Origin of the sequence: Enterobacter sp. BIDMC 27, from assembly GCF_000534415.1 — a bacterium.
Taxonomy (GTDB): domain Bacteria; phylum Pseudomonadota; class Gammaproteobacteria; order Enterobacterales; family Enterobacteriaceae; genus Enterobacter; species Enterobacter hormaechei_C.
Map to the genome: position 1 here is coordinate 183,873 of NZ_KI973178.1, position 25,188 is coordinate 209,060.

Sequence of the window (25,188 nt, forward strand, 5' to 3'; positions counted from 1 at the left end):
CAGGGGGTCGTTGTGTTTGATTTCGACAGAATCATTGAGCGTAAAAGCGATAAATGCCGTAAATGGGATCATACGTTTGTGTGCTCGCGTTTCGGTGATGTCCCGGAGGGATTTATCCCGCTGTGGATAGCAGATATGGATTTCACCTCGCCACCCGCCGTGATTGAAGGCTTCCAGCGCATCGTGGAGCATGGCACCTTCGGTTACACCTGGTGCTTCGACGAATTCTACGATGCGGTCATCGCCTTCCAGCGTAGCCGTCATCAGGTTGAGGTGCATAAGTCATGGATCACCCTGACCTACGGCACCGTTTCCACGCTGCACTATACGGTTCAGGCGTTCTGCAAACCCGGCGACTGCGTGATGATGAATACCCCGGTGTATGACCCGTTTGCGATGGCGACACAGCGACAGGGCGTGCGGGTGCTTGCAAATCCGCTGAGCGTGAAGGAAAACCGCTATCAGCTGGATTTTAATCTGATTGAAGTTCAGCTCAAAACTCACCGTCCAAAACTGTGGTTCTTCTGCTCGCCGCATAACCCCTCGGGCCGAATCTGGCGCGCGGATGAGATACGTCAGGTGTCCGATCTCTGTAAGCGCTACGGCACGATTCTGGTGGTTGATGAGGTTCACGCCGAGCACATTCTGGACGGTACATTCGTCAGTTGTCTGACTTCGGGCTGTGCCGCCCAGGACAACCTGATTGTGCTGACCTCCCCCAATAAAGCCTTCAACCTTGGCGGGCTAAAAACATCCTACTCAATGATTCCAGACGATTCGCTGCGCCAGCGTTTCCGCCAGCAGCTGGAGAAGAACTCCATTACCTCGCCCAATATCTTCGGCGTGTGGGGAATTATTCTGGCTTATCAGCAAGGTCTGCCATGGCTCGACGCGCTGAATGGTTATCTGCGCGGCAATGCCCGCTACCTTGCGGATGCCATTCAGACCCATTTCCCTGCATGGAAGATGATGAACCCGGAGTCGTCGTATCTCGCCTGGATAGACGTCAGTGCGGACGATCGCAGTGCGACGGCGCTAACTCAACATTTCGCAAAACAGGCTGGCGTGGTCATTGAAGATGGCAGCCACTACGTACAAAACGGCGAAAACTACCTGCGTATTAACTTCGGCACCCAGCGCTACTGGCTGGAACAGTCCATCAACCGAATGCTGAAGCATTACTGATAAGGATCTTACCCCGATGAAAAAAATGCTCACTCTCTCGCTGCTGACTCTCTGTGTTTCTCATGGTGCGGCGGCAGCAAACTACGCGCTCAGTAACGACAATATTGCCCTTTCGTTTGATGATGCAAACGCAACGGTAGTGGTAACGGACAGCAAAGCTAACCATCCGCTCACGCCCCAGGAGTTGTTCTTTCTGACGCTACCGGATGAAACAAAAATCCACACCGCTGATTTCAAAATCAAGCACGTCGAAAAGCAGGACAATGCGATAGTCATCGACTTTACGCATCCGGATTTTATCGTAACGGTGAAACTGAACCTGGTGAAGGGAAAATACGCCAGCATTGGCTACACCATCGCCGCCGTCGGGCAGCCGCGGGACGTAGCGAAAATTACCTTCTTCCCGACGAAGAAGCAGTCTCAGGCACCTTACGTTGACGGGGCGATTAACAGCTCGCCAATCGTGGCCGACTCGTTCTTCATCCTGCCAGACAAACCGATTGTGAATACTTACGCTTATGAAGCCACCACGAACCTCAACGTGGAGCTGAAAACGCCAATTCTGCCTGAGACACCGGTTAGTTTTACCACCTGGTTCGGCACTTTCCCGGAAACTAATCAGCTGCGCCGCAGCGTAAACCAGTTTATCGATGCCGTGCGTCCGCGGCCTTATAAGCCTTACCTGCACTACAACAGCTGGATGGACATCGGCTTCTTTACCCCTTACTCCGAGCAGGATGTCATTGGGCGGATGGACGAATGGAATAAAGAATTTATTGCCGGACGCGGGGTGGCGCTGGACGCGTTCCTGCTGGACGATGGCTGGGACGATCGCACCGGACGCTGGCTGTTTGGCCCGGCATTCAGCAACGGTTTTGGCAAAGTCAGGGAAAAAGCCGACAGCCTGCATAGCTCGGTTGGGCTGTGGCTTTCTCCGTGGGGCGGATACAACAAGCCGCGCGATATTCGCGTCTCGCATGCAAAAGAGTATGGTTTCGAAACCGTAGACGGCAAGCTGGCGCTGTCGGGGCCGAACTATTTTAAAAACTTTAACGATCAGATCATCAAGCTGATCAAAAACGAGCATATTACCTCGTTCAAGCTCGACGGAATGGGTAACGCCAATTCGCATATCAAGGGCAGCCCATTTGCATCGGATTTTGACGCGTCCATTGCCCTGCTGCACAACATGCGCAGCGCAAATCCGAACCTGTTTATCAACCTGACCACCGGCACCGACGCCAGCCCGTCCTGGCTGTTCTATGCTGATTCAATCTGGCGTCAGGGCGATGATATCAACCTGTACGGCCCCGGCACGCCAGTGCAGCAGTGGATGACCTACCGCGATGCCGAAACCTGGCGATCCATCGTGCGTAAAGGTCCGCTGTTCCCGCTTAACTCACTGATGTACCACGGGATCGTCAGCGCAGAGAACGCTTACTATGGACTCGAGAAAGTGCAAACAGACAGCGATTTTGCCGATCAGGTCTGGAGCTACTTCGCAACCGGAACTCAGCTTCAGGAGCTGTACATCACGCCGTCCATGCTGAATAAGGCGAAGTGGGATACCCTGGCGCAGGCGGCGAAATGGTCGCGTGAGAATGCCAGCGTGCTGGTGGATACTCACTGGATTGGCGGAGACCCAACTTCGCTTGAGGTTTACGGCTGGGCCTCATGGAGTAAAGACAAAGCGATTTTTGGCTTACGCAACCCATCGGATAAGCCGCAACGTTACTTCCTGGATTTAACCAAAGATTTTGAGATCCCGGCAGGAGAGCGTTCGCAGTTTACCCTGAAAGCCGTGTACGGCAGTAATTCGACCGTACCAGAGGAGTATAAAAACGCTGTGGTGATTACGCTGCAACCGCTGGAAACGCTGGTGTTTGAGGCGATGCCGGAGAAATAGTGAGGCTTTGACACGGTGTAGGCCGGGTAAGGCGAAGCCGCCACCCGGCAAAACAGGCGGCAGGGTCTTACTCCCCCTGCTGCTCCAGCGCATATTTATACAGCGCATTTTTCTTCACGCCGTGGATCTCCGCCGCCAGCGCCGCCGCTTTTTTCAGAGGAAGTTCAGCCTGTAGCAGGGCCAGCGTACGCAGCGCATCGGCAGGCAGAGCGTCTTCCTGTGCTTTGTGCCCTTCGACAATCAGCACCATTTCGCCCTTGCGGCGGTTTTCGTCTTCTTTCACCCACGCCAGCAGTTCGCCGACCGGCGCACCGTGAATGGTTTCCCACGTTTTGGTCAGCTCGCGCGCCAGCACCACGTAGCGCCCTTCGCCCCAGACGGTCACCATATCCTCCAGGCTTTCCAGCAGACGGTGAGTGGATTCGTAGAAGATCAACGTACGCGGTTCGGCTTCCAGATCCTTTAATACATCGCGGCGACCTTTGGATTTAGCTGGCAGGAAACCTTCGTAGCAGAAACGATCGGACGGCAGACCCGCAGCGCTTAACGCCGCAATCGCCGCGCACGGCCCCGGCAGCGGCACAACGCGGATGCCAGCTTCCCGGCAGGTGCGTACCAGATGGTAGCCCGGATCGTTGATCAGCGGCGTTCCCGCATCGGAGACCAGCGCGATGTTCTGCCCTTCTTTAAGCTTCGCCACCAGCGTTTCGGCTTTTTGTTGCTCATTGTGATCGTGCAGGGCAAACAAACGGGCGTTGATGGCAAAGTGTTGTAGCAGTAAACCGGTATGACGGGTGTCTTCAGCCGCAATTAAATCAACAGCTTGCAATACGGTGAGCGCACGTTGGGTAATATCAGACAAATTCCCGATAGGAGTAGGTACAATATAAAGCTGGCCTTGAGAATTATCTGCCGTTTCGTGTTGTTTCATTGTTTCGTCCGTATTGCCGATTTAATATTGAGCATTGCGTAAAAAAATCACTGGATACAGTATGGTACCGTTAACGTTTCTTCGAAAAAAAGCCGCGCACAGCGTGCCCCTCCTGCTGGCAGCCCTGATCTTTACCGGCTGCGGCACCCAGGCACCTGACCAGAGCACTGCTCATATGCAGGGATCCGCTCAGGCTGATTCTGGCTTTTATCTGCAACAAATGTCGCAGAGTACAAATGATACCAGGATCAACTGGCAATTACTCGCCATTCGTGCACTGCTGAAAGAAGGGAAAACCCAGCAGGCCGCCGAGCTGTTCAGCCAGCTGCCGCAGGATCTTAACGACACTCAGCGCCATGAGCAGACGCTGCTGTCGGCAGAACTGAAGGTCGCGCAAAAAGATTACGACGGCGCGAAGAAGATCCTCGGCACCATCGATCTCAGCACGCTGGATAAAAACCAGCAGGCCCGTTTCTGGCAGGCCGGTATCACCGCTGAGCAGGGTCGCCCTTCCCTGACGCTACTCCGCGCGCTGATTGCCCAGGAGCCTCTGCTCGCGGGTGCAGACAAGCAAAAAAATATTGACGCAACCTGGCAGGCGCTCGCCTCCATGACCCAGGATCAGGCCAAGGCGCTGGTAATCAACGCCGATGAAAATGTCCTGCAAGGCTGGCTGGATCTGCAACAGATGTGGTTCAACAACCGAAGCGATCCGAACATGCTGAAAGCCGGCATTACCGACTGGCAAAAGCGTTACCCGCAAAACCCGGGAGCGAAAATGCTGCCAACGCAGCTGGTGAACGTGCAAAACTTTAAGCCCGCCTCCACCAGCAAAATCGCCCTGCTGCTGCCGTTAAACGGTCAGGCTGCGGTGTTTGGTCGCGCCATTCAGCAAGGTTTTGAAGCCGCGAAAAACGGCACCACCGCCGTCAGCGGCAGCGCGGTTCCGGCGCAGGCTGCACAGGCGGCGAATGTGAATGACGTTGTCAGCCCGTCCGCCGCCGAAACCAGCGACCTGACCACCGCGCAAACCCCTGCGCAGGGCACCATGCAGAATCCGGTTACCGCCCCAACGACGCAGCCTGCTACCCCAGCGCCTGCGGCAACACAGGCCCCGGCTGAAACACCGGCGCCCGCGACGGCAGAACAACCTCAGCCGCAAACCGCACAGCCGGAACAGCAGCCAGCAACCCAGCCGCAGGCTGTGGCCACCACCAGCGCTAATCCTGGTGCAGAGTTGAAAATCTACGACACCAGCGCCCAGCCGCTTGACCAGGTGCTGGCGCAGGTTCAGCAGGACGGGGCCAGCATCGTTGTCGGCCCGCTGTTGAAAAACAACGTGGAAGCGCTGATGAAGAGCAACACCACGCTGAACGTGCTGGCGCTTAACCAGCCTGAGCAGGTTCAGAACCGCGCCAATATCTGTTACTTCGCCCTCTCTCCGGAGGATGAAGCCCGCGATGCGGCCCGCCATATTCACGAGCAGGGCAAGCAGGCGCCGCTGCTGCTGATCCCACGCAGCACGCTGGGCGATCGCGTTGCCAACGCGTTTGCGCAAGAGTGGCAGACCCTTGGCGGTGGCGTGGTGTTGCAGCAGAAATTTGGCTCAGCTTCCGAACTGAGAGCGGGCGTGAACGGCGGGGCAGGTATTGCCCTCAACGGTAGCCCGGTATCCGCCAGCCTGCCGCAGCAGCAGAGCGTCACCATCGGCGGTCTGACGATCCCGGCGCCACCTACCGACGCGCAAATCAGCGGCGGCGGTAAAGTGGATTCGGCATACATCGTCGCTACCCCGGAAGAGATCGCCTTTATCAAACCGATGATCGCCATGCGTAACGGCAGCCAGAGCGGCGCAACGCTCTACGCCAGCTCACGCAGCGCACAGGGTACCGCAGGCCCGGATTTCCGTCTGGAAATGGAAGGACTGCAATACAGCGAGATCCCCATGCTGGCAGGCAGCAACCCGCAGTTGATGCAGCAGGCGCTGGGCGCGGTGCGCAATGACTATTCCCTGGCGCGTCTGTACGCGATGGGCGTCGATGCCTGGGCGCTGGCAAACCACTTCACCCAGATGCGTCAGGTACCGGGCTTCGAGCTTAACGGGAATACCGGCGATCTGACCGCCGATCAGGATTGTGTGATTAACAGGAAGTTATCATGGCTCAAATACCAGCAGGGGCAGATTGTCCCGGCCAGTTAAGCCGTAAACAGACCGGCGACGCGTGGGAGTTAAAGGCGCGTCGCTGGCTTGAAGGCAAAGGACTGCGCTTTGTCGCCGCCAACGTTCGCGGGCGCGGCGGCGAGATTGACCTGATCATGAAAGACGGTCAGACCATCGTGTTTGTTGAAGTTCGCTACCGACAGTCGTCCCGTTTTGGCGGTGCTGCCGCCAGCGTGACGCTCGCCAAACAACAAAAATTATTACAGACTGCCCACTTGTGGCTTGCCCGCCATAATGGGAGTTTTGATACTGTGGATTGCCGTTTCGATGTGGTAGCCTTCACCGGAAATGCGATCGACTGGCTTAAAAACGCGTTTGGCGAAGACGCATAAATAAGATTTTAAAGGGATACCGTGCTCGAACGAATTAAAGTGTGCTTCACAGAAAGCATTCAAACGCAGATTGCCGCGGCGGAAGCCCTCCCGGACGCGATCTCGCGTGCAGCGATGACGCTGGTTCAGTCGCTGCTCAACGGCAACAAAATCCTCTGTTGTGGCAATGGCACGTCCGCCGCCAACGCACAGCATTTTGCTGCCAGCATGATCAATCGCTTCGAAACCGAGCGCCCGAGTTTACCTGCCATTGCACTAAACACCGATAACGTGGTCTTAACTGCGATTGCCAACGATCGTCTGCATGACGAAATCTACGCCAAGCAGGTGCGCGCCTTAGGCCATGCCGGAGACGTGCTGCTGGCGATCTCCACGCGCGGTAACAGCCGGGATATCGTTAAAGCGGTTGAAGCGGCAGTGACCCGGGATATGACGATTGTCGCCCTGACCGGTTACGACGGCGGAGAGCTGGCCGGCCTGCTGGGGCCGCAGGATGTGGAGATCCGCATTCCTTCGCACCGTAGCGCCCGCATCCAGGAGATGCATATGCTCACGGTGAACTGCTTATGCGATCTGATCGATAACACGCTTTTCCCTCACCAGGATGATTAAGGAGTTCTCATGAAGGTTTTATCGGCCCTTGCAGTCGTGATGTCTGCATTACTGCTTCAGGGATGCATCGCTGCCGCTGTAGTCGGCACCGCAGCGGTCGGCACCAAAGCAGCGACCGATCCGCGTACCGTTGGGACGCAGGTGGATGACGGTACGCTTGAGCTGCGCGTAAACAGTGCGCTGTCGAAAGATGAACAGATCAAGAAGGAAGCACGCATCAACGTGACGGCTTATCAGGGCAAAGTGCTGCTGGCAGGCCAGGCGCCAAATCCTGAACTCGCCTCGCGCGCCAAACAGATCGCGATGGGTGTGGAAGGCACGGCGGAAGTGTTTAACGAGATCCGCCAGGGCCAGCCGATTGGTCTCGGCACCGCGTCATCTGATACCTGGATCACCACCAAAGTGCGTTCCCAGCTGCTGGGTACCGACCAGGTGAAATCCTCAAACGTGAAAGTGACCACGGAGAACGGCGAAGTGTTCCTGCTGGGTCTGGTGACGGAACGTGAAGGGAAAGCGGCAGCGGATATCGCCAGCCGGGTGAGCGGCGTGAAGCACGTCACCACCGCCTTTACTTACATTAAGTAATTCCCACCTGGCTACAGGCCCGGTAAGCGCTAGCGCCACCGGGCTTTTTTTCACACAAGCGCCATACTCCCCACAATCACTCCGCTTAACGCCACCAGCCCCGCAGTCAGCCACAGCGCTTTCGCCGGGAATGACTTACGCAGCATGATAAGCGACGGCAGGCTCACCGCCGGCAGCGTGATGAGCAGCGCCAGCGCCGGTGCGGTCCCCATACCGGCCATCATCATGGTCTGAATAATCGGAATCTCCGCCGCGGTTGGGATCACAAACAGGCACCCGGCCACCGCCATCGCAATCACCCACATCAGCGTGTTGTCGATAGCGCCATCCGCATGCGGGAACAGCCAGACGCGCGCCGCCCCCAGCACCAGTACGGCCAGGATATAGACCGGAATGGTGCTCCAGAAAAGCTGCCACAGCGCTTTGCCCCAGCGAGCAAAGAAACTGCCCTGCGGCTCGCTGACGTCCAGCTCAACGGAGGCAGGCCCGGCCTCGTTGTCTTTCACCAGGTGCTGCACCAGCGTAGCGACAAGCACCACCGTCAGCAGGCCAGCCGCCAGACGGATAAACGCGAAATGCCAGCCGAGAACGAAACCCATAAACACCAGCGTTGCCGGGTTCAGCAGGGGGTTACCCATCCAGAAGGCAAGCGCGCCGCCCATCGACACGCGCTGTCGGCGCATACCCGCCGCCACCGGTGCGGCGCAGCAGGAGCACATCATGCCCGGCAGGGAGAAAATCGTCCCCAGCAGCGTGCCCTGCAAGCGCGGCTGTCCCAGGGTTTTCACCAGCCAGTTACGCGGGATAAGTACCTGAATCAGCGAGCCCAGCAATACGCCCAATACCGCCGCTTTCCAGACGGCAAGAAAATAGACCATGGCGTAATCCCACGCCGCGCGTAGCGGGCTGGAATCGGCCTGCGCGAGAATCGATTTACCGATGCTGTGGGTGTCGGCGGCGGTGAAGGCTTTACCGTAGTACGGCTGCCATTTCACATACCAGAGGCCAATGATGACCACGAGAAAGAAGAGTGCGGGCTTCCACCACTGAACAGGTGTTGCCGCCTGAGATGAAGACTGACCAGTCATACCATTCCCCGGAAGGTGTTATTTAATAAGCCGGGGAAGTTTACGCCTCGCCCTGCGCGATTTCACGCAGTTTTGCCGAAGGGATAATATTAACCCCCTCCTGCGACGGAGCCAGCGCCTCTTTTAGCATCGCCAGCGCGACATCCCGCGCCTCGATGGACTTCCAGTTACCCGGCAGGATGCGAAACAGCGGAGCGAAAAAAGACTCGTTAAAACGACGTTCGTCACGGTGCCCCATCAGCATGGAAGGCCGCGCGATGGTCAGGCGCTCCCATTTCTGCGCGATTAACGCCTCTTCCATTTTGCCCTTCACCTGGTTGTAAAAAAACGGCGAGCCTGCGTTCGCGCCGTGCGCACTGACCACCAGGAAATGTTTTGCGCCCAGCTTTTTCGCCGTCAGGGCGGTATCCACCACCAGCGTGTAATCCGCATGGACAAAAGCTTCTTTACTGCCCGCTTCCCGTCGGGTGGTGCCAAGGCAGCAAAAGGCGATATCAATGGGATCCTGCACCTGCGCCAGCGCGTCGGTGAGCTGTGGATCGTGCGGGTTATAGACGCCGGTGATATCCAACAGCGGGCGACGCGTCGGGGCGGCGATATAATTGATATGCCGATCCTGGATCAGCAGCCGCAGCAGATGTCCACCCACCAGCCCGGTTGCGCCGGTAATCAGTACCTGACTCATCTTATCCCCTTTACAGAATTGTCCGTTTGCGTTCTGGGCCTGCTCTACCACACTTAAAAGTCTGTTACCGGTAAGTATTTACCACAAACGGGAAAAAAACAGTCTGAAGCGAAAACAACGGAGGAAGCATGGGTAAAAAAATCGCAGTCTTGATTACCGACGAGTTTGAAGATTCAGAATTTACGTCGCCAGCAGAGGCATTCCGCAAGGCGGGCCACGAGGTGGTCACCATCGAGAAAGAAGCGGGTAAAACCGTGAAGGGCCATAAGGGCGAAGCCAGCGTGACCATTGACGAATCCATTGATAACGTCAGCCCGTCGGATTTCGACGCCCTGCTGTTACCGGGCGGTCATTCACCGGATTCCCTGCGCGGAGACGAGCGTTTCGTCACCTTTACCCGTGACTTCGTCGGCACCGGTAAACCGGTATTTGCCATTTGCCACGGTCCGCAGCTGCTGATCAGCGCCGAGGTGGTACGCGGGCGTAAGCTCACCGCGGTGAAGCCGATCGTTATCGATCTGAAAAACGCGGGAGCCGAGTTCTACGATCAGGAAGTGGTGAACGATAACGATCAGCTGATCACCAGCCGTACACCGGACGATCTGCCAGCGTTTAACCGTGAAGCGCTACGCCTGCTCGGCGCGTAACCAGTGCAGCTTCTTGCCAAAGCCCAGGGTGTTGTCGGTAAATTTCAGCTCATCAAGGCGGATTTCCCACACCGGGGCTTTTAGCGCCGCGGCCACCGGGAAGCGGCGCGTATAGCGTTTACGTTGCGCGTCGCTCTCCTCATCTTCCAGGCGACGAATTTCGCCTTTAAACTGGACCCCGCGGATCAGCGCAACGGTTTTAGGCTGACCGTTTACCGTGCCCGCCACTTTTGCCCGCTGGCCCGTCATCTGCGCATGCCGCGTTTTATCTTCGCTCATCACGTAAAAGGCCACTCGCTCGGGATCGTAGTAATAAAAGGCATTTGCGCACCACATCTCCTCGTCTTTACAGACGCACCAGGTCACGACATGCTGCTTTGCCAGCCAGCGGTTAATGGCGGCCAGTGTTTCCATTTTCGCTCTCTCTCATGCTATGGTGCGTTCACCTTAACATACTGAATCTGTTTACCGTGTGCTGGTTTCTCTATCTTGTCCGAACCACTGATAACGCACTCTACACCGGGATCACTACCGATGTGGCACGGCGTTTTTTACAACATCAAACGGGGAAAGGGGCGAAGGCGCTGCGGGGGAAAGGTGAACTTCAGTTAGCGTTTTCAGCCGCCGTGGGCGACAGATCCCTGGCGCTCAGGCTGGAATACCGCATCAAGCAGCTGACGAAGCGCCAGAAAGAGCGTCTCGTCAACGGGGACGGCTCTTTCGAGGCGCTACGCGAAAGCCTGCTTAAAAACGATTGAAATGATCGTGGTACTCCACCAGACCGGTAACGCCGTCGAGCGCATCATCCGCCAGAGGATGCACCAGGAAAGATGTTTCCGTGCCCGGCCAGTGGCAGCGCAGATCGTATCTGGACGCTGGCTTAAAACCTAAACGTTCGTAGAACGCCGGATCGCCCAGAACGACGACAGCGGCATAGCCAAATTCATTCAGTGAATCCAGCCCTTCATAGACCAGCTGGCGCGCCAGGCCCTGGCCACGGTAGTTTTCATCCACAGCCAGCGGCGCCATGCCGACCCACTGTAACTCTTCACCCTGCACAATCACCGGGCTGAAGGCCACGTAGCCGACCACCTGCCCTTCATCGTCGGTGGCAACCAGGCCCAGCGTAATCAGGCCATCTTCGCGAAGATCGTGAACCAGTTGGGCTTCGGCGTCGCCTGCAAAAGAGCGGCGTAACAACGCATCGATACCCGGCGCATCAATCCCAATTTCGACTCGAATCAGCATGGCTCACCTACTGAAGTGTGTTTACTGTCCGGCGGGGTTTTTAGCCCGGCCTCAACGAAATCTGCCATTTGCATCAACATCATACGCAGCGCTTTCGGCATCTGCTCCAGCTCAATGGCATCCATTAAATTTTTGACGTACAGACCGAGCTCCGTGTCGCCTTCAATCACCAGACGACGCTGGAAGAAGAGGGTGTCCGGATCCTGTTTGCGCGCGGCGATCATCAGCAGATCGCTGGCATCCGCGCTAAAGCTGACATCCGCCTCGGCGGTTTCACGGACGATCAGCCGATCGTTCTCAACGGAAGTAAACCAGCGCAACCCGATATCGCGCACTTCAATCTTTAACCAGCGGCCTTCCAGAAACTCCAGCTCACCGTCCTGTAGCGCCTGGCGGAACTGCCAGCTCAGTACCTGTTCCAGCACCTGGCGTTTAAGCGCGAACGGCGCCAGTTTTACCGGCACGCTCAGCATTGATGGACCAAATTGTACGAGACGTGAACGCAGTTTATCCAGCACGAGCTTTACTCCCTGATAGCTATAGTCCTGCTATTTTGCCATATCCCGACAAGAAGATAGCGGCGTAAATCAACAAACCGTTGTCCGGTATACCTCATTATTGGTGCCATCAATACGCCATTAGCTGCCTTAAATCAAAAATTGTCGCGTATGGGTTAATTAAAATCCCAGCTCGTTAACATTTTTTACGATCCCTGCGATCGACAACATCGGGATAAATTATGGAGCTGCTCTGCCCTGCCGGAAACCTTCCGGCGCTTAAGGCGGCCATCGAAAATGGGGCCGATGCGGTCTATATCGGGCTGAAAGATGATACCAACGCCCGCCATTTTGCGGGTCTTAACTTTACGGAGAAAAAGCTTCAGGAAGCCGTTAACTTCGTTCACCAGCACCGGCGCAAACTGCACATCGCCATCAATACCTTTGCCCATCCTGATGGCTATGCCCGCTGGCAGCGCGCCGTGGATATGGCGGCCCAGCTGGGCGCCGATGCGCTGATCCTGGCCGACCTCGCCATGCTTGAGTATGCGGCAGAACGTTATCCGCATATTGAGCGCCACGTCTCTGTTCAGGCATCGGCCACCAATGAAGAGGCCGTGCGTTTTTATCATCGACACTTTGACGTAGCCCGCGTGGTGCTGCCGCGCGTGCTCTCTATTCATCAGGTTAAGCAACTGGCGCGCGTCACGCCAGTGCCGCTGGAGGTTTTTGCCTTCGGCAGCCTGTGCATCATGGCCGAAGGCCGCTGCTATCTTTCTTCCTATCTCACCGGGGAATCGCCAAATACCGTCGGCGCCTGCTCGCCTGCCCGCTTCGTTCGCTGGCAGCAAACGCCGCAGGGACTGGAGTCACGCCTGAATGACGTGTTAATTGACCGCTATCAGGACGGTGAAAACGCGGGCTACCCGACGCTGTGCAAAGGCCGTTATCTGGTGGACGGCGAGCGCTACCACGCGCTGGAGGAGCCCACCAGCCTCAACACGCTGGAATTGCTGCCGGAACTGCTGGCCGCCAATATTGCCTCGGTGAAAATCGAAGGCCGCCAGCGCAGCCCGGCCTACGTGAGCCAGGTGGCGAAGGTGTGGCGTCAGGCCATCGACCGCTGCATGGCGGACCCGCAAAACTATGCTCCACAAGCGGCCTGGATGGAGACGCTCGGCGCGATGTCTGAAGGCACCCAAACTACGCTCGGCGCGTACCACCGTAAATGGCAGTGAGATAATCATGAAATATTCATTAGGGCCGGTGCTTTACTACTGGCCAAAAGAGACGCTGGAAGATTTTTACCAGCAGGCGGCTAACAGCAGCGCCGATGTGATTTACCTCGGCGAAGCGGTGTGCAGCAAGCGCCGCGCCACCAAAGTGGGCGACTGGCTGGATATGGCGAAAAACCTGGCCGGCAGCGGCAAGCAGGTGGTGCTCTCGACGCTGGCGCTGGTACAGGCGTCCTCTGAACTGGGCGAGCTGAAGCGCTACGTCGAAAACGGTGAGTTCCTGCTGGAGGCGAGCGACCTGGGCGTGGTAAACCTGTGCGCCGAGCGTAAGCTACCCTTTGTCGCCGGACATGCCCTGAACTGCTATAACGCCGTAACCCTGCGCCTGCTGCTCAAACAGGGGATGACCCGCTGGTGCATGCCGGTTGAGCTCTCCCGCGACTGGCTGGCCAACCTGCTCACACAGTGCGAAGAGCTGGGCATTCGCAACAAGTTTGAAGTGGAGGTTCTGAGCTACGGCCATCTGCCGCTGGCCTACTCTGCCCGCTGCTTCACCGCACGTTCCGAAGATCGCCCGAAAGACGAGTGCGAAACCTGCTGCATTAAGTACCCGAACGGCCGCAGTATGCTGTCGCAGGAGAACCAGCAGGTGTTTGTCCTCAACGGCATTCAGACCATGAGCGGTTACGTCTATAACCTCGGCAACGAACTGGCGTCAATGCACGGGCTGGTGGATATGGTGCGTCTTTCGCCGCTTGATACCGGCGTTTTCGCGATGCTGGACGCCTTCCGCGCCAACGAAAACGGCGCCTCACCGCTGCCGTTGACGGCAAACAGCGACTGCAACGGTTACTGGAGACGTCTCGCCGGGCTGGAATTGCAGGCGTAAAAAAGGCTCACTTTGTTAACAACGGTTATCATTTTTTAATGCAGTATTAAAGATTGACCGTCGACAAAGTGAGCTGTTATGACTGACAAAACCATTCCGTTTTCGGTGCTGGATCTGGCGCCGATTCCACAAGGCTCCTCGGCCAGAGAAGCCTTCACGCACTCTCTCGATCTTGCTCAGCTTGCCGAAAAGCGCGGCTATCACCGCTACTGGCTGGCGGAGCACCACAATATGGTGGGCATCGCCAGCGCCGCCACCTCGGTGCTGATTGGCTATCTGGCGGCGAATACCACCACTCTGCACCTGGGCTCCGGCGGTGTGATGCTGCCGAACCACGCCCCGCTGGTGATTGCCGAGCAGTTCGGGACGCTGAATACCCTTTATCCGGGCCGTATTGATCTAGGGCTTGGCCGCGCGCCGGGCAGCGACCAGCCGACCATGCGCGCCCTGCGTCGCCATATGAGCGGCGATATCGATAACTTCCCGCGCGATGTGGCCGAGCTGGTGGACTGGTTTGACGCGCGGGATCCGAACCCGCACGTGCGTCCTGTGCCGGGGTACGGGGAAAAGATCCCGGTATGGCTGTTAGGCTCAAGCCTGTACAGCGCGCAGCTCGCCGCTCAACTGGGGCTGCCGTTCGCGTTCGCTTCCCACTTCGCACCGGATATGCTGCATCAGGCACTGCATCTTTATCGTACGCACTTCAAACCGTCTGAACGTCTGGAGAAGCCGTATGCGATGGTGTGTATCAATATCATTGCCGCCGACAGCAACCGCGACGCGGAATTCCTGTTTACCTCTATGCAGCAGGCGTTTGTGAAGCTGCGTCGCGGCGAGACGGGCCAGTTGCCGCCGCCGGTAGAGAATATGCATCAGCTGTGGTCGGCCTCCGAGCAGTATGGCGTGCAGCAGGCTCTGAGTATGTCGCTGGTGGGTGATAAGGCGAAAGTGCGTCACGGGCTGGAGGCGGTGCTGCGTGAAACCCAGGCGGATGAGATTATGGTTAACGGCCAGATTTTCGATCACCAGGCGCGTCTGCATTCGTTTGATTTGGCGATGCAGGTGAAAGAGGAGTTGGTGGGGTAGTTTTTTGCTTTGCCCGGTGGCGCTTCTGTATGACCGGATACATAGGTGACAGATCAGACCGGGAACATAGGTAACACTTTTCAGTCTATCCGGAGCACACTCTGGGTTTTTCGGTCGTAGTACGCAAGCGTTATTCCGTTAAAGATGATGGCCTCAAGGCCATCATCCTGTTCTTCCAGCATGATGTACTCATCAGTCAGCGCTTCACTCAGGAACACCGTCCCCTTTTTCCCCATATAGAGTGTCCCCCCTTGATTTCACCCTGTAGACCGTACCTCCTTCCGGATAAGCATATTCAGGAACCCTGCCATCCCAGTGTCGGCCTGAGGGCTGCCATACCGTTCCGGGCGTTGCACCCGCCAGGGCTTCATGCGGCCTTTCGTAGTTAAACTCTTCCCGGTAGTCACTGAACCACCGCTGTTGTTCTTCCATCGTCATAAAGGTGTTGCCCTGTTTTACTGCACTTTTCAGCGAACGGTGCATTCTCTCATGACGGCCGTTTTCTTCCGGATGCCCCTTTCTGATACGTTCCGGTCTGATGCCCAGCTTTATCAGCCAGACTGCAAGGCGACTTAACCCGGCGATACCTGTTCCTGCGAAAGGCTGTCCATTATCCGTTCTCAGGACTTCCGGCAGACCGTACTCCAGGAACGCATCCGTCAGGCACTGCCTGACGAAGGGCTCGCTCTCCCGGTCCGTTCCCCGGCAGCTCAGAAGATACCGGCTGTGATTGTCGGTCAGGGTGAAGGGATGACAGTATTTCCGGCTCAGCAGCCTGAACTTGCCTTTAAAATCAGCGCTCCAGACCTGATTGTTCTCACTGATGATGGTCAGGGGCTGGCGATTGCCCGGGGTTCTGCGTTTTCGCTTTTTATCCGGAACCAGGCCTTCACGCTTGAGGATATCGCCGATAGTGCTGGCAGCGGGGACGGTAAAATCGACGTGATGATTGAGCAGCCACATCCGCAGTTTTTTGGGGCCCCAGTCAGGGTGTTTCTGCCTCAGGGCCGTAAGCTGCCCGGCGATATCATCAGGAACTGTACGGGAGTGGGAGTGCGGAGCACGCGACCGGTCAGAGAGAGATGACAGGTCAGAGGGGTCAAAACGCTGAAGCCATTTGTAACCGGTTTTTCGGCTGATGCCGAAGAGACGGCAGAGGGCTGAAAAAGAATCCGTACCTGCATGGCAGGCACGGATAAAATCAAGGCGTTGCATAGGTCGGGTCTCAGTCCAGGGCATAGCGAGTCTCCTCTTCTATGCCAGTTATAACTGTTACCCATGTATCCGGTCTAAAGTGTTACCCATGTTTCCGGTTCATACCCTTCGCTTACCGGGCCTACGGGATCGCGTAGGCCGGATAAGGCGTAGCCGCCATCCGGCACAAAAACTTACTGATATACCGGCAACAGATTAAAACTCGACAGCACGTGGACCACCGCGTTGCCGATACCAAATACCAGAATCAGCGCAATCATCGGTTTTCCGCCCCAAACGCGGAATTTCGGGCTGCCGAAGCGCTTACGTGATTTGCGCGCCAGCAGCGCCGGTACAATCGCCGCCCAGATGGTGGCCGCCAGTCCTGCATAGCCGATGGCGTACAGGAAACCGTTCGGCCACAGCAGGCCGCCCACAATCGGCGGCAGGAAGGTCAACAGCGCCGTTTTGAAGCGCCCCATCGCAGAGTCATCAAAACCAAACAGATCCGCCAGGTAGTCAAACAGGCCCAGCGTCACGCCGAGGAATGAGCTCGCCACCGCAAAGTTCGAGAAGACCACCAGAAGCAGATCCAGACTGCGGCTGTTCAGCACGCCGCTTAGCGCCTGTACCAGCACATCAATGTTACCGCCCTTCTGCGCAATGCCGATAAATTCCGGACGCGGGATGTTACCCATCGTCCCCAGCAGCCAGATCACATACAGCCCCAGCGCCAGCAGCGTTCCGTAAACCAGGCATTTCACGATGGTGCGCGGATCCTTGCCGTAGTATTTCATCAGGCTCGGTACGTTGCCGTGGTAGCCGAACGACGCCAGACAGAATGGCAGCGTCATCAGCAGGTACGGCGTGTAGGAGGTGTTCACTTCCGCAACGTTAAACAGCGTGGCCGGCGTGACGTGCCCCAGCAGGCTGCCGAAGGTCAGAAAGAAGGTGATGACCTTTGCGCCCAGCACGATCGCCGTCATGCGGCTGACCGCTTTGGTGCTCATCCAGACGATAAACGCCACGACCAGCGCGAAGCAGAGACCCGCCAGACGCGCCGGAACGTTCAGCGACATCTCTGAGAAGGTGTGATGCAGAATCGACCCGCTCGCTGAAATGTACGCGTAGGTCAGGATATAGAGTACAAACGCGATGGACAGCCCGTTCACCAGGTTCCAGCCTTTGCCCAACAGATCCCGGGTGATGGTGTCGAAGCTGGAGCCAATGCGGTAGTTCAGGTTTGCTTCAAGGATCATCAGCCCGGAATGGAGCATGCAGAACCAGGTGAAAACCAGCGCCGCCAGCGACCAGAAGAACCACGCACCGGACATGACCACAGGCAGGGAAAACATCCCGGCACCAATGATGGTTCCGCCGATGATCACCACGCCGCCAAGCAGCGAAGGTGACGTTTGGGTGGTGGTTAGTGTTGCCATGCGGCCTTATCTCCAGTGAAAAATGTGGTTCTGCATTTTAGTGCGTTGCACTGTACCAGTACAAGAGTACAAAAGGAATAAAAAAAGCCCCGATAGCAACTATCGGGGCTGTATATTTTACTTTACGTCAGAAGCGAAAGGCTTACGCGTCACCGAAACGACGACGGCTGGCGCCTTCTTCACGGCGTGGACCACGGTTTTCGCGGCGCTCACCGGAGAAACGACGGCCTTCACCACCGCGACCTTCGCTGCGACCGCCTTCACGACGCTCGCCACCGAAACCGCGACCACCGCCACGACGTTCGCCGCCACGGTCAGGACGTGGCTGTGCATCGCCCAGCAGCTGCATGTTCATCGGCTTGTTCAGGATGCGGGTGCGAGTAAAGTGTTGCAGTACTTCGCCCGGCATGCCTTTTGGCAGCTCGATGGTGGAGTGGGAACCGAACAGCTTAATGTTACCGATGTAACGGCTGCTGATGTCGCCTTCGTTAGCGATCGCGCCAACGATGTGACGAACTTCAACACCATCATCACGGCCCACTTCAATGCGATACAGTTCCATTTCGCCAGCGTCACGACGCTCGCGACGTGGACGGTCTTCACCACCACGCTCTGGACGGTCACCGCGTGGACCACGGTCGTTACGGTCGCCACGACGTTCGAAACGATCGTCACGGTCACGGAACTCACGCTTAGGACGCATCGGCGCATCAGGTGGCACGATCAGGCTACGTTCGCCCTGCGCCATTTTCAGCAGTGCTGCGGCCAGGGTTTCCATGTCCAGCTCTTCGCCTTCAGCGACAGGCTGGATCTGGGACAGCAGCGCACGGTACTGATCCAGATCGCTGCTTTCCAGCTGCTGCTGTACTTTCGCGGCGAATTTTTCCAGACGGCGTTTGCCCAGCAGTTCTGCGTTTGGCAGCTCGGCTTCTGGAATGGTCAGCTTCATGGTGCGTTCAATGTTACGCAGCAGACGACGCTCGCGGTTCTCAACGAACAGCAGCGCACGGCCTGCACGACCCGCACGACCGGTACGGCCGATACGGTGAACGTAAGACTCGGAGTCCATTGGGATATCGTAGTTTACAACCAGGCTGATACGCTCAACGTCCAGGCCACGTGCTGCCACGTCGGTTGCAATCAGGATATCCAGACGACCGTCTTTCAGACGCTCCAGAGTCTGCTCACGCAGGGCCTGGTTCATGTCGCCGTTCAGCGCTGCGCTGTTGTAACCGCTACGCTCCAGGGCTTCAGCCACTTCCAGGGTCGCGTTTTTGGTACGAACGAAGATAATCGCCGCATCAAAATCTTCCGCTTCCAGGAAACGCACCAGCGCTTCGTTTTTGCGCATGCCGTACACAGACCAGTAGCTCTGGCTGATGTCCGGGCGAGTGGTCACGCTGGACTGAATACGCACTTCCTGCGGCTCTTTCATGAAGCGGCGGGTAATGCGACGGATCGCTTCTGGCATAGTTGCAGAGAACAGAGCGGTCTGATGACCTTCCGGGATCTGCGCCATGATGGTTTCTACGTCTTCGATGAAGCCCATACGCAGCATTTCATCGGCTTCGTCCAGTACCAGACCGCTCAGTTTAGAGAGGTCCAGGGTACCGCGCTTCAGGTGATCCAGCAGACGGCCCGGCGTACCGACAACAATCTGTGGACCCTGGCGCAGGGCGCGTAACTGCACGTCATAACGCTGGCCGCCGTACAGGGCTACCACGTTTACGCCGCGCATATGTTTAGAGAATTCCGTCATAGCTTCAGCAACCTGAACAGCCAGTTCACGGGTTGGAGCCAGGACGAGGATCTGCGGCGCGCGCAGGTCCGGATCAATGTTGTTCAGCAGCGGCAGCGAGAATGCTGCGGTTTTACCGCTACCAGTCTGGGCCATGCCCAGCACGTCACGACCAGAAAGCAGGTGTGGGATACACTCAGCCTGGATCGGAGATGGTTTTTCGTAACCCAGATCGTTAAGGGCTTCAAGGATAGGAGCCTTCAGGCCCAGATCTGCAAAAGTGGTTTCGAATTCAGCCATGTAGTACAAGTGCCTCGATATTAATGGCGGCCAGTCTACTTAGCTCATCGTGAAAATGATTAGCAATTTTCATTGAAAAGTGTGAACCGGCTCAAATTAGGTGTATTGACGAACAACAACGCCCTCACCAGTGAAGGTGATGGCAATCAAAAGATTACGGGCTGATGTTTATGTCGTCAGCTATTGCTGGTCCGATTCTGCCAGGTCGTCTTGCTCCTGGCCCAAGAGCGATAATTCCAACAATGCATAACGGTGCTCAACGAAGTTATGTACGTTGTTAGCAACCGCTAATTTGAACAGTGCCGTAGCGCTGTCCATATCCCCCAGACTTAGGTAGTACTTACCTAAATAGAAGTTGGTTTCACTGAGATGCTCAGCGAGCGAGGTGTTATCCGTTGCGTCCGCCTTGAGGCGTTCCATCAGCGTTGCTTCGCTAATGTTGCCCAGGTAGAACTCGACAATGTTCCATCCCCACTGTTCCTTGTCCGATTTATCGAAGCGCTGTTTCAGTGCTTCTTTGGCCTGCTTCTCATCGAGCTTCTGCTCAACGATGTAAAGCCACAGGCTGCGGAAAGGATCATTAGGATCGTCTTGATAAAACGCCAGCAGATCATCTTGCGCTAACTTATCACGACCGCCGTAATACAATGCGATACCGCGATTCAAGTGCGCGTAGTTGTAAGTTGGATCAAGCTCAAGTACAGAATCAAACGCTTCATAGGCAGCATCAAAATTGCCTGCCTGCGTTAAATAAATGCCTAAGTAATTGAATACTTCAGGCATATCAGGTCGAATCGCCAGCGCTTGTGAAAAATCATTTCGCGCCAGTGCCCTCAGACCGAGACTATCATACAACACTCCGCGCTCATATAAAAGCTGTGCGCGTTCGTCATCGGTTAAAGCCCGACTGGCAAGTATTTGTTCCATGCGTGCCAGAATGACTTCCTGCTGCAAAGTCGGTTGCAATGGCACTGCGAGGACTTCGCTCTTACGCCAGGCAGAGTTGCTGCATCCTGCCAGCGTTAAAGCTGTCGCAACGAAACACCAGCGCAAAAAAGGCTTCATTTCCCACTCCCGAAGACAACTATTGGATGAACGTCCTGTCCCCCGGCGGCTTAACAAGGCGTCCTGCCTGATAATAAGCCCTCCGCCTGCGCGGAGGGCAAATGGCAACCTTACTCGCCTTGCTGTTCAGCAGCCGGAGCTTCCGGCGCCGCAGCAGGCTGAGACTGCTCGGTTGCTTCTTTAATGCTCAGACGGATACGGCCCTGGCGGTCAACTTCCAGAACTTTCACCGGTACTTCCTGACCCATTTGCAGGTAATCGGTCACTTTCTCAACGCGCTTGTCAGCGATCTGAGAGATGTGTACCAGACCTTCTTTACCGCCACCGATGGCAACGAATGCGCCAAAGTCAACGATACGGGTCACTTTACCATTGTAGATACGGCCCACTTCGATTTCTGCCGTGATCTCTTCGATACGACGGATAGCGTATTTCGCTTTCTCGCCGTCGGTTGCTGCGATCTTCACAGTACCGTCATCTTCGATTTCGATGGTGGTGCCCGTTTCTTCGGTCAGTGCACGGATAACAGAACCGCCCTTACCGATAACATCTTTGATCTTGTCTGGATTGATCTTGATGGTGTGGATACGTGGAGCGAACTGAGAAATGTCGCCACGCGGCGCATTAATCGCCTGTTCCATCACGCCCAGGATGTGCAGACGCGCACCTTTAGCCTGGTTCAGAGCAACCTGCATGATCTCTTTGGTGATACCTTCAATTTTGATATCCATCTGCAAGGCAGAGATACCGTCACGGGAACCCGCTACTTTGAAGTCCATATCGCCCAGGTGGTCTTCGTCGCCCAGAATGTCAGACAGAACAACGTAGTTGTCGCCCTCTTTCACCAGACCCATTGCGATACCCGCAACGGCGGCTTTAATTGGCACGCCTGCATCCATCAGCGCCAGAGAGGCACCACACACGGAAGCCATAGAAGAGGAACCGTTGGATTCGGTGATTTCAGACACCACACGTACGGTGTACGGGAATTTGTCTGCTTCTGGCATCACTGCCAGCACGCCGCGCTTCGCCAGACGACCGTGACCAATTTCACGACGCTTCGGTGAGCCAACCATACCGGTTTCGCCCACAGAGTACGGAGGGAAGTTGTAGTGGAACAGGAAGCTGTCAGTACGCTCGCCCATCAGTTCGTCGATGATCTGTGCGTCACGTGCGGTACCCAGGGTCGCGGTTACCAGCGCCTGCGTTTCACCACGGGTGAACAGCGCAGAACCGTGAGTACGTGGCAGTACGCCAGTACGCACGTCCAGACCACGGATCATGTCTTTTTCACGACCATCGATACGCGGCTCGCCTGCCAGGACGCGGCTACGAACAACGTTTTTCTCGATGGCGTGCAGGATTTCGCCAATCTCGTTAGCGTCCAGCGTTTCGTCTTCGGCAACCAGGGTCGCGGTCACTTCAGATTTGATCACATCAACCTGAGCATAGCGCTCCTGTTTGTCGGTGATGCGGTATGCGTCGCTCAGACGAGATTCTGCCAGTGCAGCAACGCGTGCGTTCAGCGCCTCGTTCACCGCTTCTGGCTGCCAGTCCCAACGTGGTTTACCGGCTTCTTTCACCAGGTCGTTGATGTTCTGGATAACGATCTGCTGCTGCTCGTGGCCAAATACCACAGCGCCCAGCATCTGATCTTCGCTCAGCAGTTCAGCTTCGGATTCAACCATCAGAACCGCTGCTTCAGTACCGGCAACAACCAGGTCCAGCTTACTCTCTTTCAGCTCTTCCTGAGTTGGGTTCAGTACGTACTGGTCGTTGATGTAGCCAACGCGCGCGGAACCGATTGGGCCATTGAATGGAATACCAGACAGTGACAGGGCCGCAGATGCGCCGATCATAGCAACGATGTCCGGGTTAACCTGTGGGTTAACGGAAACAACGGTCGCAATAACCTGAACTTCGTTTACGAAGCCTTCCGGGAACAGCGGACGAACCGGGCGGTCAATCAGACGCGCGATCAGGGTTTCGCCTTCGCTTGGACGGCCTTCACGACGGAAGAAGCCACCCGGGATTTTACCGGCAGCGTAGGTACGCTCCTGGTAGTTAACGGTCAGTGGGAAGAAGTCCTGACCTGGTTTAGCTTTTTTCTGGCCAACTACGGTAACGAATACAGCGGTGTCATCCATGCTTACCATAACGGCAGCAGTAGCCTGACGCGCCATCATGCCGGTTTCCAGCGTGACGGTATGCTGACCATACTGGAATTTACGAACGATCGGATTCAGCAAAATTCTGTCCTTTCTTAAATGTTTGAAAGCACACCTCAGGTGTGCTGACGATTTAACCCGACCTTCTTCGCATCCTCGCGACTAATGACAACCGACACCCCCATGGGTGAAGCCTCTCATTAGCCGCGCGAACCTCTGCAATGAAGATCATTTATAGCAACAATACAATAGTTTCCATTGAATTGCTGCCGTCTGGTTGAAAAAAGGGGCCATCAGGCCCCCTTTTCTGAAACTCGCAAGAATTAGCGACGCAGGCCCAGACGCTCGATCAGCGCGGTGTAGCGTGCAACATCTTTACGCTTCAGGTAGTCGAGCAGTTTACGACGCTGAGAAACCATACGCAGCAGACCACGACGGCTGTGGTGATCTTTTTTGTGCTCTGCAAAGTGACCTTGCAGGTGGTTAATCTGTGCAGTCAGCAGTGCAACCTGAACTTCGGTAGAACCGCTGTCGTTAGTACCACGACCAAACTCAGAAACGATTTTAGCTTTAGCTTCAACGCTTAGAGACATTTTCAAACTCCAAAGTATAAAGAATGTAAGGATGCCGATCTCTAATTCAGCTATCCCATGTACGCCCCGCAGATTGTTAAACAATTTACCAGGCGTTAAGCGGCGATATTCTACTCGTCTCCCCTGCTTATCGCAAGGTGAGGCGTTATCACCGTCACGCTTCGACCGGATATTCGACGACCAGACGACGCGGCGCCACACGCCCTTCGCCGTCCATTTCGCCCATACCGATGAATTTCCCTTCGTCACCTTCCGTCACGCGTACCAGGCCCTCAAGCGGCGCCCCCGATGTGCGAACCGGGTTTCCGTTCTTAAAGTAAACGGACGATGTTAAAGGAAGATTAACAACCGGGAAGTCCACTGCCGGACTGTCCATTGGCATCAGCAGCGGGTCCAGCAGATCGGCTGGCGCAACGCCCTGCGCTTGCGCCTGTTCAACCAGGGCGTGCAGATGCTCAAGCGTCACCATGCGTTCGACCGGATATTTGCTGACCGCCAGACGACGCAGATAAATCACATGCGCGCCGCAGCCCAGCTTTTCACCGAGGTCATCAATGATGGTGCGGATATAGGTCCCTTTCGAACAGTGTACTTCCAGCTCGAGTTCATCACCTTCGTGGCGAATGAACAGCAGCTCATACACGGTAATCGGACGAGCTTCACGCGGAACCTCAATGCCCTGACGCGCATATTCGTAGAGCTTTTTGCCCTGATATTTCAGCGCCGAATACATCGACGGCACCTGTAGCGTATCACCACGGAAGCTGTCCAGCGCCGCATCAAGTTGCTCCGCGCTGAAGGTCACCGGGCGCTCTTCCACCACCAGGCCATCTGCATCGGAGGTATCCGTGCGCTGGCCCAGTTTGGCAATCACGCGGTAGCGCTTATCCGAATCCAGCAGGTACTGGGAAAACTTTGTCGCTTCCCCCAGGCAGATCGGCAGCATGCCAGTTGCCAGCGGATCCAGCGCGCCAGTGTGCCCTGCACGGTTGGCGTTATAAATACGCTTCACTTTTTGCAGCACGTCGTTGCTGGATGCGCCCTGTGGTTTATCCAGCAACAGCACGCCATGCACGTCACGACCGCGACGACGAGGACGACTCATCAGTCCTCCTTGCTGTCGTCCGCCGGGTTAACACGACGCTCATCGTCATGTTTCACCACGCTGGTCACCAGGTTGGACATACGCATACCTTCAACCAGCGAGTTGTCGTAGAAGAAGGTCAGCTCTGGCACGATACGCAGGCGCATTGCTTTGCCAAGCAGAGAGCGGATGAAACCAGAGGCTTCCTGCAACGCTTTAATGCCGTTCTTCACGGCGTCTTCATCCTGGTCATTCAGGAAAGTAACAAACACTTTGGCGTACGCCAGGTCGCGGGACATTTCCACGCCAGACACGGTGGTCATCATACCCACGCGTGGATCTTTGATTTCACGTTGCAGAATGAGAGCGATCTCTTTCTGCATCTCCTGCGCGACGCGCTGTGGGCGACCAAATTCTTTCGCCATAATAAATTCTCCAGACAAAAAAGGGGCTTAAGCCC

Annotated in this window: 27 protein-coding genes; 11 read left to right on the top strand and 16 right to left on the bottom strand. The window is 56.2% G+C overall.

Going from position 1 to position 25,188, the window contains the following annotated elements; translation table 11 throughout:
* The first annotated feature begins 12 nt into the window (after positions 1–12).
* Both L463_RS21585 and L463_RS21580 read left to right on the top strand, forming a co-directional pair.
* Entirely contained in the window at positions 13–1,185 is a 1,173-nt protein-coding gene (locus tag L463_RS21585; protein ID WP_032104417.1) for a MalY/PatB family protein, read from the top strand.
* A 16-nt stretch (positions 1,186–1,201) separates the two neighbouring features.
* A complete protein-coding gene (locus tag L463_RS21580; protein WP_015571963.1) occupies positions 1,202–3,091 on the top strand; it encodes an alpha-galactosidase in 1,890 nt (629 codons plus the stop codon).
* Positions 3,092–3,158: 67 nt separating this feature from the next.
* On the opposite strand, the gene rsmI is transcribed toward L463_RS21580, so the two are convergent.
* Positions 3,159–4,022 (bottom strand): 16S rRNA (cytidine(1402)-2'-O)-methyltransferase, encoded by an 864-nt coding sequence (gene rsmI, locus L463_RS21575; protein WP_000809144.1) that lies wholly within the window; start codon positions 4,020–4,022, stop codon positions 3,159–3,161.
* A 61-nt stretch (positions 4,023–4,083) separates the two neighbouring features.
* Here rsmI and L463_RS21570 point away from each other — a divergent pair, with 61 nt between their 5' ends.
* From L463_RS21570 to dolP, 4 genes are read left to right on the top strand one after another with little or no spacing between them, the layout of a single operon-like run.
* Entirely contained in the window at positions 4,084–6,222 is a 2,139-nt protein-coding gene (locus L463_RS21570; RefSeq protein WP_023295491.1) for a penicillin-binding protein activator, read from the top strand.
* Positions 6,180–6,575, top strand: a complete 396-nt coding sequence (locus L463_RS21565; RefSeq protein ID WP_003861751.1) for a YraN family protein — start codon at positions 6,180–6,182, stop codon at positions 6,573–6,575. Before L463_RS21570 ends, L463_RS21565 begins: the two co-directional genes overlap by 43 nt.
* Before the next feature lie 21 nt (positions 6,576–6,596).
* Positions 6,597–7,187 (top strand): DnaA initiator-associating protein DiaA, encoded by a 591-nt coding sequence (diaA, locus tag L463_RS21560; protein ID WP_003861754.1) that lies wholly within the window; start codon positions 6,597–6,599, stop codon positions 7,185–7,187.
* Between the two features lie 9 nt (positions 7,188–7,196).
* Positions 7,197–7,772, top strand: a complete 576-nt coding sequence (gene dolP / locus L463_RS21555; protein ID WP_006812102.1) for a division/outer membrane stress-associated lipid-binding lipoprotein — start codon at positions 7,197–7,199, stop codon at positions 7,770–7,772.
* Positions 7,773–7,822: 50 nt separating this feature from the next.
* Here the strand turns inward: dolP and L463_RS21550 are convergent, their stop codons facing one another.
* Together L463_RS21550 and L463_RS21545 are read right to left on the bottom strand one after the other, a co-directional pair.
* Entirely contained in the window at positions 7,823–8,860 is a 1,038-nt protein-coding gene (locus L463_RS21550; protein ID WP_023295492.1) for a permease, read from the bottom strand.
* 40 nt (positions 8,861–8,900) lie between these two features.
* Positions 8,901–9,545 carry an NAD(P)H-binding protein gene (locus L463_RS21545; RefSeq protein WP_023304489.1) on the bottom strand — a complete coding sequence of 215 codons (645 nt, stop codon included), beginning with the start codon at positions 9,543–9,545 and terminating at the stop codon, positions 8,901–8,903.
* Positions 9,546–9,673: 128 nt separating this feature from the next.
* Between L463_RS21545 and L463_RS21540 the strand changes: the two genes are divergently transcribed.
* Positions 9,674–10,192 carry a type 1 glutamine amidotransferase domain-containing protein gene (locus tag L463_RS21540; RefSeq protein WP_015571965.1) on the top strand — a complete coding sequence of 173 codons (519 nt, stop codon included), beginning with the start codon at positions 9,674–9,676 and terminating at the stop codon, positions 10,190–10,192.
* Here the strand turns inward: L463_RS21540 and L463_RS21535 are convergent.
* The gene (locus tag L463_RS21535) at positions 10,172–10,606 is read right to left on the bottom strand and encodes a YhbP family protein (protein WP_023295494.1); all 435 of its coding nucleotides are present in this window, start codon (positions 10,604–10,606) and stop codon (positions 10,172–10,174) included. The genes L463_RS21540 and L463_RS21535 overlap by 21 nt on opposite strands.
* A gap of 14 nt (positions 10,607–10,620) precedes the next feature.
* Here L463_RS21535 and L463_RS21530 point away from each other — a divergent pair, with 14 nt between their 5' ends.
* Entirely contained in the window at positions 10,621–10,950 is a 330-nt protein-coding gene (locus tag L463_RS21530; RefSeq protein WP_074130432.1) for a GIY-YIG nuclease family protein, read from the top strand.
* Here L463_RS21530 and L463_RS21525 read toward each other — a convergent pair.
* Both L463_RS21525 and L463_RS21520 read right to left on the bottom strand, forming a co-directional pair.
* On the bottom strand, positions 10,937–11,440 hold the full coding sequence (locus L463_RS21525; RefSeq protein ID WP_015571968.1) for a GNAT family N-acetyltransferase: 504 nt from the start codon (positions 11,438–11,440) through the stop codon (positions 10,937–10,939). The two genes, L463_RS21530 and L463_RS21525, sit on opposite strands and share 14 nt — an antisense overlap.
* Positions 11,434–11,958 carry a ubiquinone anaerobic biosynthesis accessory factor UbiT gene (locus L463_RS21520; RefSeq protein ID WP_003861771.1) on the bottom strand — a complete coding sequence of 175 codons (525 nt, stop codon included), beginning with the start codon at positions 11,956–11,958 and terminating at the stop codon, positions 11,434–11,436. The genes L463_RS21525 and L463_RS21520 overlap by 7 nt, the downstream gene beginning before the upstream one ends.
* A gap of 221 nt (positions 11,959–12,179) precedes the next feature.
* Between L463_RS21520 and L463_RS21515 the strand changes: the two genes are divergently transcribed.
* The 3 genes from L463_RS21515 to L463_RS21505 all read left to right on the top strand — a co-directional run bounded on the left by L463_RS21515 (position 12,180) and on the right by L463_RS21505 (position 15,147).
* Positions 12,180–13,175, top strand: coding sequence for a ubiquinone anaerobic biosynthesis protein UbiU (locus L463_RS21515; protein ID WP_003861773.1), 996 nt, complete (start codon positions 12,180–12,182; stop codon positions 13,173–13,175).
* Positions 13,176–13,182: 7 nt separating this feature from the next.
* Positions 13,183–14,061, top strand: coding sequence for a U32 family peptidase (locus L463_RS21510; RefSeq protein ID WP_023295495.1), 879 nt, complete (start codon positions 13,183–13,185; stop codon positions 14,059–14,061).
* Between the two features lie 78 nt (positions 14,062–14,139).
* Positions 14,140–15,147 (top strand): luciferase-like monooxygenase, encoded by a 1,008-nt coding sequence (locus L463_RS21505; protein WP_006812112.1) that lies wholly within the window; start codon positions 14,140–14,142, stop codon positions 15,145–15,147.
* Positions 15,148–15,227: 80 nt separating this feature from the next.
* Here the strand turns inward: L463_RS21505 and L463_RS24545 are convergent, their stop codons facing one another.
* From L463_RS24545 to rbfA, 10 genes are all read right to left on the bottom strand, one after another.
* On the bottom strand, positions 15,228–15,383 hold the full coding sequence (locus L463_RS24545; protein WP_154815461.1) for a hypothetical protein: 156 nt from the start codon (positions 15,381–15,383) through the stop codon (positions 15,228–15,230).
* Positions 15,352–16,386, bottom strand: a complete 1,035-nt coding sequence (locus tag L463_RS21500; protein ID WP_050596927.1) for a DDE-type integrase/transposase/recombinase — start codon at positions 16,384–16,386, stop codon at positions 15,352–15,354. Before L463_RS21500 ends, L463_RS24545 begins: the two co-directional genes overlap by 32 nt.
* Positions 16,387–16,535: 149 nt before the next feature.
* The gene (gene mtr, locus L463_RS21495; protein WP_015571971.1) at positions 16,536–17,780 is read right to left on the bottom strand and encodes a tryptophan permease; all 1,245 of its coding nucleotides are present in this window, start codon (positions 17,778–17,780) and stop codon (positions 16,536–16,538) included.
* Between the two features lie 142 nt (positions 17,781–17,922).
* Complete coding sequence (locus tag L463_RS21490) at positions 17,923–19,818, bottom strand: DEAD/DEAH family ATP-dependent RNA helicase (RefSeq protein ID WP_003861780.1); 1,896 nt, start codon at positions 19,816–19,818, stop codon at positions 17,923–17,925.
* Entirely contained in the window at positions 19,811–19,891 is an 81-nt protein-coding gene (gene yrbN, locus L463_RS24190; RefSeq protein ID WP_097397692.1) for a protein YrbN, read from the bottom strand. Before yrbN ends, L463_RS21490 begins: the two co-directional genes overlap by 8 nt.
* A gap of 107 nt (positions 19,892–19,998) precedes the next feature.
* On the bottom strand, positions 19,999–20,883 hold the full coding sequence (nlpI, locus tag L463_RS21485) for a lipoprotein NlpI (protein ID WP_017693920.1): 885 nt from the start codon (positions 20,881–20,883) through the stop codon (positions 19,999–20,001).
* A 110-nt stretch (positions 20,884–20,993) separates the two neighbouring features.
* Positions 20,994–23,132 (bottom strand): polyribonucleotide nucleotidyltransferase, encoded by a 2,139-nt coding sequence (pnp, locus tag L463_RS21480; RefSeq protein WP_017693919.1) that lies wholly within the window; start codon positions 23,130–23,132, stop codon positions 20,994–20,996.
* Between the two features lie 242 nt (positions 23,133–23,374).
* Positions 23,375–23,644: a 30S ribosomal protein S15 gene (rpsO, locus tag L463_RS21475; RefSeq protein ID WP_003861789.1), complete on the bottom strand. Its 270-nt coding sequence runs from the start codon at positions 23,642–23,644 to the stop codon at positions 23,375–23,377.
* 154 nt (positions 23,645–23,798) lie between these two features.
* Positions 23,799–24,749, bottom strand: a complete 951-nt coding sequence (truB, locus tag L463_RS21470) for a tRNA pseudouridine(55) synthase TruB (protein WP_017693918.1) — start codon at positions 24,747–24,749, stop codon at positions 23,799–23,801.
* Positions 24,749–25,153 carry a 30S ribosome-binding factor RbfA gene (gene rbfA / locus L463_RS21465; RefSeq protein WP_003861793.1) on the bottom strand — a complete coding sequence of 135 codons (405 nt, stop codon included), beginning with the start codon at positions 25,151–25,153 and terminating at the stop codon, positions 24,749–24,751. Before rbfA ends, truB begins: the two co-directional genes overlap by 1 nt.
* Between the last annotated feature and the right edge of the window lie 35 nt (positions 25,154–25,188).